Raw genomic sequence first — 14,637 nt, forward strand, 5'->3', positions numbered from 1 at the left:
ACATGAGCGGTTGTACGTCAGGTGGAACTATGGGGAAGGGTCAGGCGCTGAGGGCGGGGAGGACCACAGCGTCGATGTACGAGACGAGGTATTCCTGCGTGGGCGGCTGCTCGTCGATGAGCGTGCGGGTGACGAACGCGCCGATCAGCATGTGGATCAGATAGTTCAGCGCCGGGTTGTCTGCCCGGACCTCGCCTCTGTCCACGGCTCTGCGCAGCATCCGGTCGACCCCCGTCATCTCGGGCTCGACGATCCACTCCTTGAAGGCCGCGAGGAGATCGGGGTTGGCGTGCACGGCCACCATCAGGCCGCGCATCAGCGCGCTGTTCTGCTCCATGTGACAGTCGTCCTCGCGGAGCGCCATCGCATGCAGATCACCGCGCAGCGAGCCGGTGTCGATCTCGTCGAACTGCGGCTTCTGGCTCCGCAGTGCCTTCACCACCAGCTCGGCCTTCCCGCCCCACTGGCGGTAGAGCGTGGCCTTGCTGGAACGCGTGCGGGTGGCCACGGCGTCCATCGTCACGGCGTCGTAGCCGACCTCACAGAGAAGTTCGAGCACGGCGCCGTACAGCTCGGCCTCGCGCTCGGGCGTGATCCGGCTGCGGCGCGACGCTGCCTCCGCCACCATGACACCCACCTGACCTCTCGTGATTCGTACGCCATAAAAGTACCCCGGCCACTAGCGAAACGAAACGGTTTCGTACGTGCGGTGCGCCACATCCGGGTCCCGGTTGCCGGAGCCCGCCGCGCGGAAAAGCATGAGGAGGTGACTGAGGCGATTGACGATGCAGACGGCCCGGCGTACCTGCGCTTCCCGCACATCAGCGGCGAGCGGCTGTGCTTCGCCGCCGAGGACGACCTGTGGGTGGCACCGCTCGACGGCTCGACGCGGGCCTGGCGGGTCACCGTCGACCGTACGAAGGTCAGCCACCCGCGCTTCTCCCCCGACGGCCGGCACCTCGCGTACACGACGTGGCGCAGCCTCGACCCGGAGATCCACCTGGCGCCGGTCGACGGCGGCTCCGCGCGCCGCCTCACGTACTGGGGCAGCGTGGACACGCAGGTGCGCGGCTGGTCGCCGGACGGGCACGTGCTCGCGGTCGCCTCGCACGGCGAACCGTTCTCGTACTTCACCTTCGCCTACAGCGTCCCCACCGACGGCTCCCCCGGCGGCAAGCTGCCGTGGGGCCCGGTCTCCGACATCCAGGTCGCCGACATCGACGGGGAGCGGCAGACCCTGCTCCTGACGGGTACGCCGCCGCACGAGCCGGCCGCGTGGAAGCGCTACCGGGGCGGCGCGCAGGGCCGGTTGTGGGTGCACGGGCAGCGCATCCTCGCCGACCTCGACGGGCATCTCGACGACCCGATGTTCGTGAACGGCCGGATCGCGTTCCTCTCCGACCACGAGGGCGTCGGCAACGTCTACTCCTGCCGCCCCGACGGCACCGACCTCACCCGCCACACCGACCACGACGCCTTCTACGCCCGGCACGCGTCCACCGACGGCGGCCGCGTCGTCTACCAGTGCGCGGGCGACCTGTGGATCCTCGACGACCTCGAACCGGACTCGGTGCCGCGCAAGCTGCGGGTGCGGCTCGGCGGTCCGCACACGGGGCGGCGCCGCTACCAGGTGCCCGCCGCCCAGCACCTCGACTCGCTCTCCGTCGACGAGACGGGCCGGGCCAGCGCCGTCGTCGTACGCGGCAGCCTGTACTGGCTCACGCACCGCGACGGGCCCGCCCGCACCATCGCGGACACCCCGGGCGTGCGGGTACGGCTGCCGGAGATGCTGGGCTCCGGCGGGCAGGTCGCGTACGTGACGGACGCCGACGGCGAGGACGCGATCGAGATCGCCTACCTGCCGCGCGCCAGCGGCGACCGGAGGCCGCGCCGGTTCGCCTCCGGGGAGCTCGGCCGCGTACAGGAACTGGTCTCCGACCCGGGCGGCGAACGGCTCGCGATCGCCTCGAACGACGGGCGGCTGCTCCTGATCGACGTATCGGAGGAGGGTGGCGAGGAGCCGTTGGAGGCGCCCGAGGTCACCGAGCTGATCCGCTCGACGAACGGCCCGGTCCGCGATCTGGCCTTCTCCCCCGACGGGGCATGGCTGACGTGGTCGCACCCGGGGATCGGCCGCTCGCTGCGGCAGATCAAGATGGCCCGGATCAACCGGGGCGGCGGCTCCACCGCGCTCGGCGCGGACAAGAGCGCCGCCAAGAGCGGGGCCACGACGATCGTCGACGTCACCAACGGCCGCTTCGAGGACGAGAACCCGGTGTTCACGCGGGACGGCCGCTACCTCGCCTTTCTCTCCTGGCGCGGCTTCGACCCGGTCTACGACGTGCACACCGGCGACCTCTCCTTCCCGCTGGGCTGCCGCCCCTATCTCGTGCCGCTGTCGTCCGCGACGCCGTCCCCGTTCGCGCTCTCGCCGGACGGGCGGACGGCGGCGGGCGGCCTGGACCCCGTCGACGAACCGGAGGGGGACGGGACGCCGACCGTGGAGATCGAGGGCCTGTCCAACCGCGTCGTCCCGTTCCCGGTCTCGGCGTCCAAGTACTCGGCGCTGCACCCGGTTTCGGGGGGCGGCCTGGTGTGGCTCCGCTGGCCCATCTCCGGCGCGCTCGGCGAGACCTTCGCCAACCCGGCCGACCCGTCCGCCCAACCCACCCTGGAACACTTCGACTTGGCGAAGGGCAAGAAGTCGGTCCTCGTCCCGCACATGGACTGGTTCGCGGTCAGCGGCGACGGGACGCGGCTCGTCGTCGTCGACGAGGGCGAGCTGGAGGCGGTGCCGTCCACGGAGGCGGGCGACGCCGACTCCACCGTCTGGATCGACCTGCGCCGCATCCTGCACGAGGCCGATCCGGCGGCCGAGTGGCGGCAGGCGTACGACGAGGCGGGCCGCATCATCCGCGCGTACTTCTGGGAGCCGCGGATGTGCGGCATCGACTGGGACGCGGTGCTCGACCAGTACCGCCCGCTCGTCGAACGGGTGGCGTCCCCCGACGAGTTCGCCGATCTCCTACGGGAGGTGCTGGGCGAACTCGGCACCTCCCACGCGTATGTGGCCGCGGCCCGCCGCAACGAAGGGCCGCCGCACTACCAGCGCGCGCAGGGGCTCCTCGGCGCCAACTTCATCCGCAGGGACGAGGGTTGGACGGTCACCCGGATCCTCCCCGGCGACTCCTCCGACTCCAAGGCCCGCTCCCCGCTGGCCGGCACCGGCATCCGCGAGGGCGCGGTCCTCACGCACATCGACGGCCGCCCGGTCGACCCGGTGGCGGGCCCGTACCCGCTGCTCGCGGGGGCGGGCGGCACGACGGTCGAGCTCACCTTCACCTCCGCGGAGGGCGGCGGCCGCCCCCGCCGGGTCGCGGTCGTCCCCCTCGTCGACGAACGGCCCCTGCGCTACCAGGACTGGGTGGCCAAACGGCGGGCGGTGGTACGGGAGTTGAGCGCCGGCAAGTGCGGCTATCTGCACATCCCCGACATGGGCGGCTCCGGGTGGGCCCAGTTCAACCGGGACCTGCGCATGGAGGTGTCCCGCCCCGCGCTCATCGTCGACGTACGCGGCAACGCAGGCGGGCACATCAGCGAACTCGTCGTCGAGAAACTCACCCGCAAAATCATCGGCTGGGACCTGACACGCAACGCGCAAGCGGTCTCCTACGCCTCGAACGCCCCGCGCGGCCCGGTGGTGGCGTTGGCCGACGAGGCGACCTCGTCCGACGGTGACATGATCGCGGCGGCCTTCAAACTCCTCGCCCTGGGCCCGGTCGTCGGGCAGCGCACGTGGGGTGGCGTCGTCGGCATGACCGGCCGCCACACCCTCGGCGACGGCACGGTGATCACGGTGCCGATGAACGCGGCGTGGTTCCCCCAGTACGGCTGGTCCGTCGAAAACCACGGCGTGGAACCGGACTTCGAGGCGCTGCGCACTCCGTTGGACTGGGCGGAGGGCCGCTACGCACAACTCGACGATGCGGTGACGCTGGCGCTGAACCTGTTGTCCGAACAAGGCGCCACCACACCCCCCGACTACTCCACCGTCCCCGACCGCCGCCGCCCCACCCTCCCCCCTCGCTAACCCCCGGGACTCCGCCCCGGGCTCTTCCAGCCTCGCCGGCGATTGAGGCGCGGGGTCCGGGGCGGAGCCCCGAGGCGTAGGAGGACGGGGGCCGCGAACAAGGCAAAGGCGTTGGGCCCACCCGAAACCACGGGTGGGCCCAACGACACGCTCAGGCGAGGTCACCGGTCAAAGCGCTCCCGCGCTTCATCCGCCGCATCCTGCGCCTTCTCCTTGCCCTGATCCGCGGCGTCCTTCGCCCGGTCCTTGGCCTCGTCGGTCTTGCCCTCGGAGCCGCCCATGGCTTCCTTGGCCTTGTCCTGCAGCGCCTCGGCCTTGTCCTTGAACTGGTCAGCGATACCCATTTGATTGCACTCCGTGAAGGATGGGGGATGGGCCTCGACCAGCCTGACACGACCCCCCATTCAGCGCATTTCGATCAATAACGGACCGTGCTCAACGCCCCCGCGCCGTCTCATCGGCGGCCCCACCGGCCCCCACGAGCCCCTTCGGCACCCCACCGAGCCGCCCCTCGAAGCGCCGCATCCGCTGCGCGCCCACGACCCCGATCCCCGAGGGCAGATAGCCGCGGATCCCCTGCATGCCCCGCAGCCACCACTGCCCGTACACATGCGCGGACCGCCGCTCGATGCCCGCCACGATCCGGTCGACGGCCGGACCCAGCGGATACGTCTTGTTCGTCGGCCACGGCAGCTGCTGGCGCAGCTCGCGCATCACGTCGTCCTGGTCGGCGCCGCGCACCATGTCGGTGTCCGTCCACGACAGATAGCCGACACCGACCCGCACACCCTTGTAGCCGACCTCGGCGCGCAGCGCGTGCGCGTACGCCTCCACGCCCGACTTCGACGCGCAGTACGCGGTCATCATCGGCGCGGGCGTGAGCGCGGCGAGCGAGGCGATCTGCAGCAGGTAGCCGCGCGACTCGGTCAGTACGGGCAGGAAGGCGCGCGCCGTCACGGCGGAGCCGACGAGGTTGACCTCGATGACCCGCCGCCACGCGACCGGGTCGGAGTCGACGAACGGCCCACCGGTCGCGACACCCGCGTTGGCGACGACGATGTCGACCTTCCCGAACCGCTCCTTGACCTCCTCCGCGACCCGCGCCATCGCCACGTGGTCCGTGACGTCCGCGTGCCACCAGTCGGCGTCGGAGTGCAGCCGCCCGGCGACCTGCTTCAACTCGTCCGGCTCCAGGCCGATCAGCGCGATCTTCGCTCCGCGCGCCGACAGCTTGCGCGCGAGCAGCTCGCCCACACCGCGCGCGGCTCCCGTGACGACCGCGACCTGACCTTCGAGACTGACCTTGCTCATGCGGCATCCGCCCCCTTCTGCTTCTGCGACTGCGGCTTCTGTGACTGCGGCTGCGACTGCGACTGCGTGTCCACGTACTTCTGCGAGAGTTCCCGGATCTTCGCCGTGACGGCCTCGGGGGCCTCGACGGGCGTCATGTGGCCGAGCCCCGGCAGCTCGGTCAGGCCCACGCAGTCGGGCAGCGCGGCGGCGATCCGCCGGGCGTGCGCGACGGGCGTGAGCCGGTCGGCGGTCCCGGCGACGACGGCCACCGGCATCGTCAACCGCTCGACGCCGCCGTCCAGTTGAAGGTGTTCGAGCACGTGCGACCAGCCGTACCGGACGCCGCGCGGGCACGCGTGCACGATCCGCGCGCACGCCTCGACCTTGTCGGGGGCCGAGGCCGGGCCCATCGTCGCGTACTTGAGGACCTTCTTCCCGACCGGCGTGACCGGGCCGAGCGGCGCCTTCGACCCGAGGATCGCGCGGGTGATCCGGGTGCGCAGCCCGCTCTCCCGCAGCAGCGGAACCACGGTCGCCTCGGCGACGAGCCGCGAACTCCCGGTGCTGCACAGCAGAACGGCGGCCGCGTGCTCCCGGAACTTCGGGCGGTCGGCGGCGGCCATCATCGTCATGCCGCCCATGGAGTGCCCGGCGAGCACCGCCTGCTCCCCCGGCGCGAGCGTCGCGTCGAGCACGGCCGCCAAGTCGTCGGCCAACATCTCGGTGGTGTACGGGAGTTGGGTGACGGCCGGGCTGCGGCCGTGCCCCCGCTGGTCGTACACGATCACCCGGTGGTCGGTGGCGAGGGCCCGCACCTGCGTGGCCCAGAACGCCGTCGAGCAGGTCCAGCCGTGCGAGAGCACGACGGCCGGGGCGTTCTCGGGGCCGTGCACCTCGACGTACAGGGATGCCCCGTCGGCGGAGGTCACGGACAGTTCGCGGGCGGCGACGGGCGGCGCGTACGGCCCGGTCACGACATGACGCATCAGGCGGCTCACGAGGCGGTCACCTTGGCCTTCTTCTTGTTGTTGGTACGTGTCCCGGGCGGCGTCGGCGCGGGCGCGCGCACCACCTCGTACTCGCCGACGTCGACGCGCTTGGTGGCGTGCCGGAACTCGGTCGTGGTGCCGGGCCACACCGTCGTGTTGACGCCGTTCTCGTCGAGGTACCAGCTGTCGCAGCCGCCGGTGTTCCACACGGTGCGCTTCATGCGGTCCTGTACGCGGTTGTTCCAGCCGTTGACGGCGCTCTCGCGGGGGTTCAGGGCGGCGCGGCCACCGAGCACGTCCAGCTGCCGCAGGTAGTCGGCCATGTAGTTCAGCTGGGCCTCGATCATCAGGATCATCGAGGAGTTCCCGAGGCCGGTGTTCGGCCCGATGATCGTCATGAAGTTCGGGAACCCGGCGGCGGTGGCGCCGCGCAGCGCCTTCATGCCGCCCTTCCACGACTGCATGAGCGTGTCGCCTTCGGCGCCGACGACCCGGTCGGCGATCGGCATGTCCGTGACGTGGAACCCGGTGCCGAAGACGATCGCGTCGACCTCGGCCTCGCTGCCGTCGGCGCCCACGAGGGTGTTCCCGCGGATCTCCTTCAGGCCGGACGCGACGACGTCGACGTTCGGCTGGGCGAGCGCCGGATAGTACGTGTTGGAGAGCAAGATCCGCTTGCAGCCGATGCGGTAGTCCGGCGTGAGCTTGGCGCGCAGCCCCGGGTCCTTGACCGCCCGGTACATGTTCCGCTTGGCGAGCTGCTCGACGGCGCCCAGCTCACCCGGCCGCTTGGTGAACGCCTGGACCTGCAACTCCCTGATGCCCCACAGGAATCCGCGGCGCGCCTGCGTGGTGAAGGGCAGCTGCCGGTGCAGCCAGCGCTCCGCCTTGGTGATGGCCCGGTCGGCGCGCGGCATCACCCACGGCGGGGTGCGCTGGAAGAGGGTGAGGCGCCCGACCTCCTTCTGGATGGCGGGCACGATCTGGATGGCCGAGGCACCCGTCCCGATCATGGCGACGCGCTTGCCCCGCAGCTCGTACTCGTGGTCCCAGCGCGCGGAGTGGAAGACCTTGCCGGGGAAGGTGTCGAGCCCGTCGATGGCCGGCGTCTTGGGGTCGGAGAGCGGGCCTGTGGCGGAGACGACGACGTCGGCGGTGAGCATCCCGCTCGCGCTCTCGATCACCCACCACAGCTTCTCGCTGTCCCAACGCATCTCCTTGACCTCGGAGTTGAGGCGGATGTGCGGCCGCAGGCGGAAGGTGTCGGCGACGTGCTCCAGGTACTCCCAGATGTGCTCCTGCCCGGAGAACGTGCGCGGCCAGTCGGGGTTGGGGGCGAAGGAGAACGAGTAGAGGTGGGACGGCACGTCGCAGGCGCATCCCGGATAGCTGTTGTCGCGCCAGGTCCCGCCGACCGCGTCGGCCCGCTCCAGGACCACGAAGTCGGTGATCCCCTCGCGCCGCAGCCTGACCGCCGCGCCGAGCCCGCCGAACCCGGACCCGATCACCGCCACTCGTACGTGTTCGTGCTCCTGCTCGGCCATCCCGGCGCCTCCCTTGCCGCACGACTCTGCCAGTGAACACTGGCGTAATTCGGAGAGTAGAGCTTCTACGTACTCATGGGTAGGGGTTGGACACAGGAAAGTTACCGGCAGTACGGCTTAGGGTTTCCACCGTGGGAGAACCAGCGACAGGGGACGACGAGGGCAAGCGCGAGTACCGCATGGCGGAACTGGCGAAGGCCGCCGGCATCACGGTCCGCACCGTGCGCTTCTACCGCGAGCGCGGACTCATCAAGCCGCCGCGCCGCGAGGGCCGCATCGCCTGGTACGACGACTCGCACCTGGAACGGCTGCGCACGATCGCGGCGCTCCTGGAGCGCGGCCACACCCTCAACGGCATCAGCGAACTGTCGGAGGCCTTCGACCGCGGCCGCGACGTCGCCGAACTCCTGGGCATGCAGCCCACGGAGGAGATCCCGGTCCGCCTCTCCGCCACGGAACTCGCCGACTACTTCGGCGACGACGTCACGCCCGAGAACTTCCAAGCCGCCTTCGACCTGGGCTACTTGGGCGTCGACGGCGAGGACATCGTGCACATCAGCCGCCGCCTGCTCGACATCTCGGCGGCCCTGGTCCGCGAGGGCATCCCGCTCGCCGAGGTGCTGGCCGCGGCCAAGAGGGTCCGCGACCACGCCGAAGCCCTGGCGGGCCTCTTCACCGACCTCGTCGCGGCCTACGCCCCCGACAAGGACATCGACCGCCTGCGCCCGCTGGCGAAGGGCGTGGTGGAGGCGGAACTGTCCCTTGCGATGGACCGCAGGCTGGACGCCCCCGACGCCACCACCACCTCACCTCGGTAGCCACCAACGGGCTTTATAGATCCCACCGTTGACATACTTGTACGCCCCGACCGGCCGGTGCAGGCTCACGGTCGTCGTCCACCAGGTCTCCCCGAGCCCCTTCTCGGGCACGGTCGTCACCACCCGCCCCGTCCGCGGATCGTCCCCGACACACTTCACGGACTTACGGACGATCTCCCCGGCCCCCGCGAAGTCCCGCACGAAGCTCCGGCTCGCGATGTCGTACTGGAACACGGACGCGCTGGTCGTCACCCACATCCGCCCCGGCACCCCCGCCACCGGAAACAGATCGTGCCCACCGGCCGACTTCCCGGGCGTCGCGACGGGCAGCGGCACGGAGAACCGCGGCACGAGCGCGGGCCGCACCCGCGACCCGGCCACCTCATAAACGACCAACTCGTCGTCCCCCATGGCCCACAACACACCCCGCTCGCCGTCCCAGTGCAGCCCGTGCGCCCCCTTCAGCCCGGCGTCGACGTACCGCGTGGAGTGCGGCCCGAGCGAAGCTACGTACAACCGCACCAGAGCCCCCGTGCTGCACGCGACGGCGACATTCCCGTCCGGCATGATCTCGGCGGTGTGCGGATTGACCAGATCGTCCCCCGGCCCGAGCGCCCCGGCCCAGTACCGCCGCCCGCTCGGCCACTCCACGACCCCCACGAACCCGAACGACGCGGTGGTCAGCACAAAGGTCCGCCCCCGGTACCGCCGCACCTTCGCCTCACTCGGATACACCCAGCTCACATCGGGCACCACATCCCGATACCTGGCATCCCCCACGGGCGAGAACCCCCACCGCACCACACCCGGCTCCACCTCGGGATCCCACACGTCCACCCGCGAATCCATCACGAGTATCCGCTTGCTCGCCTGCTCGGTGACGAGGACGGGCGGCAGCCGCCCAGGAGCCGCGGCCGCGGCCCTCCCCGCGCCCCCGAGCGCGACACCGGCCCCGATCCCGGCGGCCCCGAACAGGATCCCTCTTCGCGAGTACTGCGGCACGAAAACCCCCCGGGCTTACGGCAGTTGGCCATGACCTCGCCATGCACACGCCCAAAAGCTCCCACGCCGCACACGGAGAACGAAACCCCCGCGACGCCCCCGCCACCCACTCCCCTACCCGCCCACTCGCCTACCCGCCTATCCGCCTATCCGCCTACTCGTAGACGACGGTCACGGGCGCGTGGTCCGACCACCGCTCGTCGTGCGAGGCGGCCCGCTCGACGTACCCCTTCACCGCACGCCGGGCGAGCCCCGGCGTCGTCACGTGGTAGTCGATCCTCCAACCCGAGTCGTTGTCGAAGGCCCGCCCCCGGTACGACCACCACGAGTACGGCCCCTCGACGTCCGGGTGCAGCGCCCGCACCACGTCGACGTAGCCGCCGTCGGCCGCGTCGAAGACGGAGGACAGCCACTCGCGCTCCTCCGGCAGGAAGCCGGAGTTCTTCTTGTTGCCCTTCCAGTTCTTGAGGTCGGCCTCCTGGTGCGCGATGTTCCAGTCGCCGCAGACGACGACCTCACGCCCGTCGGCGGCGGCCCGCTCGCGCAGCCCCTTCAGATAGGGCAGGAACTCCCCCATGAACCGGATCTTCTCGTCCTGACGCTCGGTCCCGACCTCACCGGAGGGCAGGTACAGGCTGGCGACGGTGACCCCCGGCAGGTCCACCTCCACGTACCTCCCACTGTCCTCGAACTCCGCCGCCCCGAAGCCGATCCGCACGCGCTCCGGCTCACGCCGCGTATAGAGGGAGACGCCGGCCCGCCCCTTGGCGGCGGCCGGGGCGTGCACGACGTGCCAGCCCTCGGGCTCGCGCACACTGTCCGGCAACTGGTGCGGCTCGGCGCGCACCTCCTGCAGGCAGACGGCGTCGGCGGAGGTCTCGGCGAGCCACTCCACGAAGCCCTTCTTGGCGGCGGCGCGAAGCCCGTTCACGTTCACAGATGTCACAGTCAGCACCCCGGCACGATACCGGCAGACTGGACAACCCGACGGTAAGCATCCGCATAGAGATACGATGGAACACATGTCTATTCACCCCCTTGGAGTCGCGCCCGCCCCGACCCTGCACCCCACCCCCTTCGCCCACCCCGACGCGATCGCCCTGAACGACCGCGTCCAGCTCGAATACGCGGAGCGGTACGGGGACGAGGGCGACATCACGCCGCTGGACCCGACGATGTTCGCCCCGCCGCACGGCCTCTACCTGCTCGCGTACGACGCCTCGGGCACACCGCTGGCGACCGGCGGCTGGCGCTCACAGGAGGAGAACAACGAGGGGTACGCGGACGGGGACGCCGAGTTGAAGCGCATGTACGTCACCCCGGAGGCACGCGGCCTGGGTCTCGCGCGGCGCATCCTCGCGGCGCTGGAGGAGGACGCCCGCGCGGCGGGCCGCACCCGCATGGTCCTGGAGACCGGCACCAAGCAGCCGGAGGCGATAGCCCTCTACATGTCGAGCGGGTACGAGCCGTGCGCCAAGTTCGGCCACTACCGGTTCGACGAACTGAGCCGCTGCTTCGCGAAGCCGCTGTAGGCAGGCCCCCCTTCGGGGGGCTCCGTAGATACGCGAAAGCCCCGACGGTTTCCCGTCGGGGCTTTCATTGCAGTGGACCTGAGGGGATTTGAACCCCTGGCCCCCTCGATGCGAACGAGGTGCGCTACCGGACTGCGCCACAGGCCCTTGCAACGAGTGAAACTCTAGCACCCCGATCCGGGTGCTTGGAAATCCGTTCCCTGGCTGGTCAGCCGGGAGGGCTTCGATGTGGTCCGGCTCACTCGTTGGCGGCGCGCGGCCGGCCGTCCGTGTCCTCGTCGAACTGGTCGAAGAGCGGGGTGCGTCCGCGCTCGCGGGAGCGGCGGGCGGAGGCGGCGCGGCGGGCGTCGCTGCGTCCGTCGTCGGCCACCGGCTCGACCGGCTCCGGGTCGGGCTCGGCGACCGGCTCGCGCTGCGCGGCCTGTTCCGCGGCGGAGGAGCGGGCGGAGCTCCACGTCTCGGGGGCGTTGTAGTCGATGCCGCCGGTGGCGCGCGGGGCGACGGGGGCGGTGACGTACGTGGGCAGCGGCACCGGGACGGGGTCCCAGCTGTCGCCGGGGCCGGGGTGGCGCTGGCGTTCGCGCTGCTGGTCGACCCACTCCTGATGGTCGGTCTGCTCGACGAGGGCGCGGCGGTCGGCGGCGAGGGCCTCGAGGCCGGGGTCGGTGGCCGTCTCGTCCTGCGCTGGGCCCTCCTCCGGGTCCTCGGCCGCGGTGCGCGCCGCGGCGGGCTGCCGCCTGCGCGGCTGGCGCTCCCGCAGTCGCTGCGCGGCGACCTCGGCACGGCGGCGGTCCATGACATAGGCGAAGCGGCGGCGTTCCTGGGTGCGCAGATAGACGATGTACGCGCTGAGGAGCACGGCCGGGGCCGCGGGCGCCCACAGGAAGGCGACGCCGCCGACCGCGGCGACGACGGCGCCGACGGTGAAGGCGACGAAGAGCAGCACGGTCGTGCGGCGGCGGCGCGCGAGCACCTTGGTGCGGCGGGCGCGGGCGGCCTGCGCCTCGGCGGCGGCAGCCGCGGAAGCGGCGCGGGCGGAGCGGGACTTGGCGGGGGCCGGGGGTTCGGCCGCCGGCTCGGACTCGCGGGCGGGTTCCGTCCGCTCACGGTCCGGCCGCGTGAACTCCTGGGCGGAATCGGGGCGTTCGCGGCGTTCTCGCCCGGTCTGGGGGAGGTGCCGCTCCCCGGACGGGGACATGCCGAGGTCCCGGACGTCCACCCCTTCGGTGGGCGCGTCCGGGTCGGCCGGGTCGCCGCGCCGCTCGTCCGACTCGGGCGAGCGCGCCTGCAGGTCCTTGGCGTACCGGCGCTCCATGCCCGCCCGGCCGGAGAGAAGCCGGATGGCGGTGCTGAAGCGTTCCGTCGGACGGGCTTCGTTCAACTCGTCCTGCCTACGGAGCCACATCGGCACCAAGTAGGCGGCCCAGGCCCCGACGATGACTGCGTAGATGAGGCCGCTGCTGCTCACGCACACACCGTAGAGGGGTTTGCGCGGGGCCATCCGCCAATTGAGTCGGTGTGTCGCACGATCTGGCTGATAATCCGAGCTTTTTTGCGAGGGATGTGATCAGCGGGCCGACCTTTGAGGGAATTCATTGGGCCCCGAGAGTGCCCCATCGATCATTTTCGAACATTTATTTCATTTCGAGGGGGCGCCCGGATCGATCGTGCTGGATGCGCCCGGACCTGCGGTGTTGCCGCGGCGGGCGCGACGGCGGCGCTTGACGAGGCCTTCCGGAACCTCTTCGGCGGTGAGTGCGAAGACGAGATGGTCGCGCCAGGCTCCGTCGATGTGAAGATATCGTGGCCGAAGCCCCTCCTCGCGGAATCCGAGTTTCTCCACGACCCTTCGGCTCGGCCCGTTCTCCGGCCGGATGCAGACCTCGATGCGGTGCAGCCCCACGGCCTTGAAGCAGTGGTCGACCGCGAGCGCGACGGCCGTCGGCATCACGCCGCGGCCCGCCACCGACTGGTCCACCCAGTACCCGACGTGGCCCGAGCACATCGAGCCCCAGGTGATCCCGGCGACGGTCAACTGCCCGACGAGGCGGCCCTGGTACTCGACGACGAAGGGCAGCATCCGCCCGGCGTTGGCCTCCGAGCGCAGGTGGCGCACCATTTGACGGTATGTCGGGCGGTGCGTGACCGGGCCGCTCGGGGTGGGCGGCGGGATGGTCGCCTCCCAGGGGCGCAGCCAGTCGCGGTTGCGCCGGTTCACTTCACGCCAGGCACGCTGGTCGCGCAGCTTTATGGGGCGAAGGACGACTTCGCCCTCCGCCAGCACGACGGGCCACGACGGGCTGTTCAGTGCGCACCCCCGGGTGCCTGGGCGTCAGGTCTGGGATCGCTTCTGTCGGGTCCGGAATCGCTTCGCGGATGGTCGCCGCCGCGGATCTGGTCGACGGCGTGGGTCAGCAGCGGTGCGAGGACGGCGAGACCGTCCTTCACTCCCCCGCTGGAACCGGGCAGGTTCACGATCAGTGTGCGCCCGGCGACCCCGGCGAGGCCACGCGAGAGCGCCGCGGTGGGCACCTTTTCCCGGCCGTACGCACGGATCGCCTCCGCGATGCCCGGTACCTCGCGGTCGAGGACGCGGGCGGTGGCCTCGGGGGTGCGGTCGGTGGGCGAGATACCGGTGCCGCCGGTGGTGACCACGACGTCGTACGCCGTCTCGACCGCGGCGCGCAGCGCGGCCTCGACCGGATCGCCGTCCGGCACGACCTGGGGGCCCTCGACGTCGAAGCCCAGCTCTCTGAGGCCCTCGGCGATGAGCGGGCCGCCCTTGTCCTCGTAGACCCCGGCGGCGGCCCGGTTGGAGGCCGTGACGACGAGGGCGCGGTAGCTGCCCGTGGTGTTCGTGGTGCTCATGAGCGGCTCCAGGTCCCGGACTTGCCGCCCGTCTTCTCCTCGACCCGCACGTCGGAGATGACGGCCCCCTTGTCGACCGCCTTGACCATGTCGACGACGGTGAGGGCGGCGACCGAGACCGCCGTGAGGGCCTCCATCTCGACGCCCGTACGGTCCGTCGTCTTCACGGTCGCGAGGATCTCCACGGCGTCGTCCGCCACGGACAGGTCGAGCTTCACGCCGGAGACGGCCAGCGGGTGGCAGAGCGGGATCAGGTCGGGGGTGCGCTTGGCGCCCATGATTCCCGCGATCCGCGCCGTCGCGAGCGCGTCCCCCTTCGGCACGCCCTCGCCGCGCAACAGCTCCACCACGCGCGGCGAGACGAGGACGCGGCCGCTGGCGCGGGCGGTGCGCGCGGTGACGTCCTTCTGCGACACGTCGACCATGCGGGCGGCGCCCGCCTCGTCGATGTGGGTGAGGTGGCCGGGCTCGTCCTGCTGGTCCTGTGAAGTGCTCATGATG

The 14,637-nt window shown here is 71.2% G+C and carries 14 protein-coding genes and 1 tRNA gene; 3 read left to right on the forward strand and 12 right to left on the reverse strand.

All coding sequences use genetic code 11. The features are described from left to right. Positions 1–40: 40 nt before the first annotated feature. A complete protein-coding gene (locus RBJ65_RS30015; RefSeq protein ID WP_306323563.1) occupies positions 41–628 on the reverse strand; it encodes a TetR/AcrR family transcriptional regulator in 588 nt (195 codons plus the stop codon). A 138-nt stretch (positions 629–766) separates the two neighbouring features. Between RBJ65_RS30015 and RBJ65_RS30020 the strand changes: the two genes are divergently transcribed. After that, complete coding sequence (locus tag RBJ65_RS30020) at positions 767–4,090, forward strand: S41 family peptidase (protein ID WP_306323562.1); 3,324 nt, start codon at positions 767–769, stop codon at positions 4,088–4,090. 161 nt (positions 4,091–4,251) lie between these two features. Here RBJ65_RS30020 and RBJ65_RS30025 read toward each other — a convergent pair whose 3' ends face one another. From RBJ65_RS30025 to RBJ65_RS30040, 4 genes are all read right to left on the reverse strand, one after another. Continuing rightward, complete coding sequence (locus RBJ65_RS30025; RefSeq protein WP_306323561.1) at positions 4,252–4,434, reverse strand: hypothetical protein; 183 nt, start codon at positions 4,432–4,434, stop codon at positions 4,252–4,254. Positions 4,435–4,525: 91 nt separating this feature from the next. After that, on the reverse strand, positions 4,526–5,401 hold the full coding sequence (locus RBJ65_RS30030) for an SDR family oxidoreductase (RefSeq protein WP_306323560.1): 876 nt from the start codon (positions 5,399–5,401) through the stop codon (positions 4,526–4,528). Continuing rightward, complete coding sequence (locus RBJ65_RS30035; protein WP_306323559.1) at positions 5,398–6,381, reverse strand: alpha/beta fold hydrolase; 984 nt, start codon at positions 6,379–6,381, stop codon at positions 5,398–5,400. The genes RBJ65_RS30030 and RBJ65_RS30035 overlap by 4 nt, the downstream gene beginning before the upstream one ends. Beyond that, the gene (locus RBJ65_RS30040) at positions 6,378–7,916 is read right to left on the reverse strand and encodes an NAD(P)/FAD-dependent oxidoreductase (protein WP_306323558.1); all 1,539 of its coding nucleotides are present in this window, start codon (positions 7,914–7,916) and stop codon (positions 6,378–6,380) included. The genes RBJ65_RS30035 and RBJ65_RS30040 overlap by 4 nt, the downstream gene beginning before the upstream one ends. A gap of 179 nt (positions 7,917–8,095) precedes the next feature. On the opposite strand from RBJ65_RS30040, the gene RBJ65_RS30045 reads away from it, so the two are divergent. Then, positions 8,096–8,734: a MerR family transcriptional regulator gene (locus RBJ65_RS30045; protein ID WP_306323612.1), complete on the forward strand. Its 639-nt coding sequence runs from the start codon at positions 8,096–8,098 to the stop codon at positions 8,732–8,734. Here RBJ65_RS30045 and RBJ65_RS30050 read toward each other — a convergent pair. Beyond that, positions 8,723–9,736 carry a DUF6528 family protein gene (locus tag RBJ65_RS30050; RefSeq protein ID WP_306323557.1) on the reverse strand — a complete coding sequence of 338 codons (1,014 nt, stop codon included), beginning with the start codon at positions 9,734–9,736 and terminating at the stop codon, positions 8,723–8,725. The two genes, RBJ65_RS30045 and RBJ65_RS30050, sit on opposite strands and share 12 nt — an antisense overlap. A 154-nt stretch (positions 9,737–9,890) precedes the next feature. Then, the gene (locus RBJ65_RS30055; RefSeq protein ID WP_306323556.1) at positions 9,891–10,760 is read right to left on the reverse strand and encodes an exodeoxyribonuclease III; all 870 of its coding nucleotides are present in this window, start codon (positions 10,758–10,760) and stop codon (positions 9,891–9,893) included. On the opposite strand from RBJ65_RS30055, the gene RBJ65_RS30060 reads away from it, so the two are divergent. Then, on the forward strand, positions 10,759–11,268 hold the full coding sequence (locus RBJ65_RS30060) for a GNAT family N-acetyltransferase (protein ID WP_306323555.1): 510 nt from the start codon (positions 10,759–10,761) through the stop codon (positions 11,266–11,268). The two genes, RBJ65_RS30055 and RBJ65_RS30060, sit on opposite strands and share 2 nt — an antisense overlap. A 73-nt stretch (positions 11,269–11,341) precedes the next feature. Here RBJ65_RS30060 and RBJ65_RS30065 read toward each other — a convergent pair. From RBJ65_RS30065 to moaC, 5 genes are all read right to left on the reverse strand, one after another. After that, a tRNA-Ala gene (locus RBJ65_RS30065) sits at positions 11,342–11,415 on the reverse strand. A 91-nt stretch (positions 11,416–11,506) separates the two neighbouring features. Then, positions 11,507–12,736 (reverse strand): gephyrin-like molybdotransferase receptor GlpR, encoded by a 1,230-nt coding sequence (gene glpR, locus RBJ65_RS30070; RefSeq protein ID WP_306323554.1) that lies wholly within the window; start codon positions 12,734–12,736, stop codon positions 11,507–11,509. A 171-nt stretch (positions 12,737–12,907) separates the two neighbouring features. Then, positions 12,908–13,576: a GNAT family N-acetyltransferase gene (locus RBJ65_RS30075; protein ID WP_372342334.1), complete on the reverse strand. Its 669-nt coding sequence runs from the start codon at positions 13,574–13,576 to the stop codon at positions 12,908–12,910. Continuing rightward, entirely contained in the window at positions 13,573–14,136 is a 564-nt protein-coding gene (locus RBJ65_RS30080; RefSeq protein ID WP_306323552.1) for a molybdenum cofactor biosynthesis protein B, read from the reverse strand. Before RBJ65_RS30080 ends, RBJ65_RS30075 begins: the two co-directional genes overlap by 4 nt. Next, positions 14,133–14,633: a cyclic pyranopterin monophosphate synthase MoaC gene (gene moaC, locus RBJ65_RS30085; RefSeq protein WP_306323551.1), complete on the reverse strand. Its 501-nt coding sequence runs from the start codon at positions 14,631–14,633 to the stop codon at positions 14,133–14,135. Before moaC ends, RBJ65_RS30080 begins: the two co-directional genes overlap by 4 nt. Between the last annotated feature and the right edge of the window lie 4 nt (positions 14,634–14,637).

It is taken from the genome of Streptomyces sp. KL109B, from assembly GCF_030766935.1.
Lineage (GTDB): Bacteria > Actinomycetota > Actinomycetes > Streptomycetales > Streptomycetaceae > Streptomyces.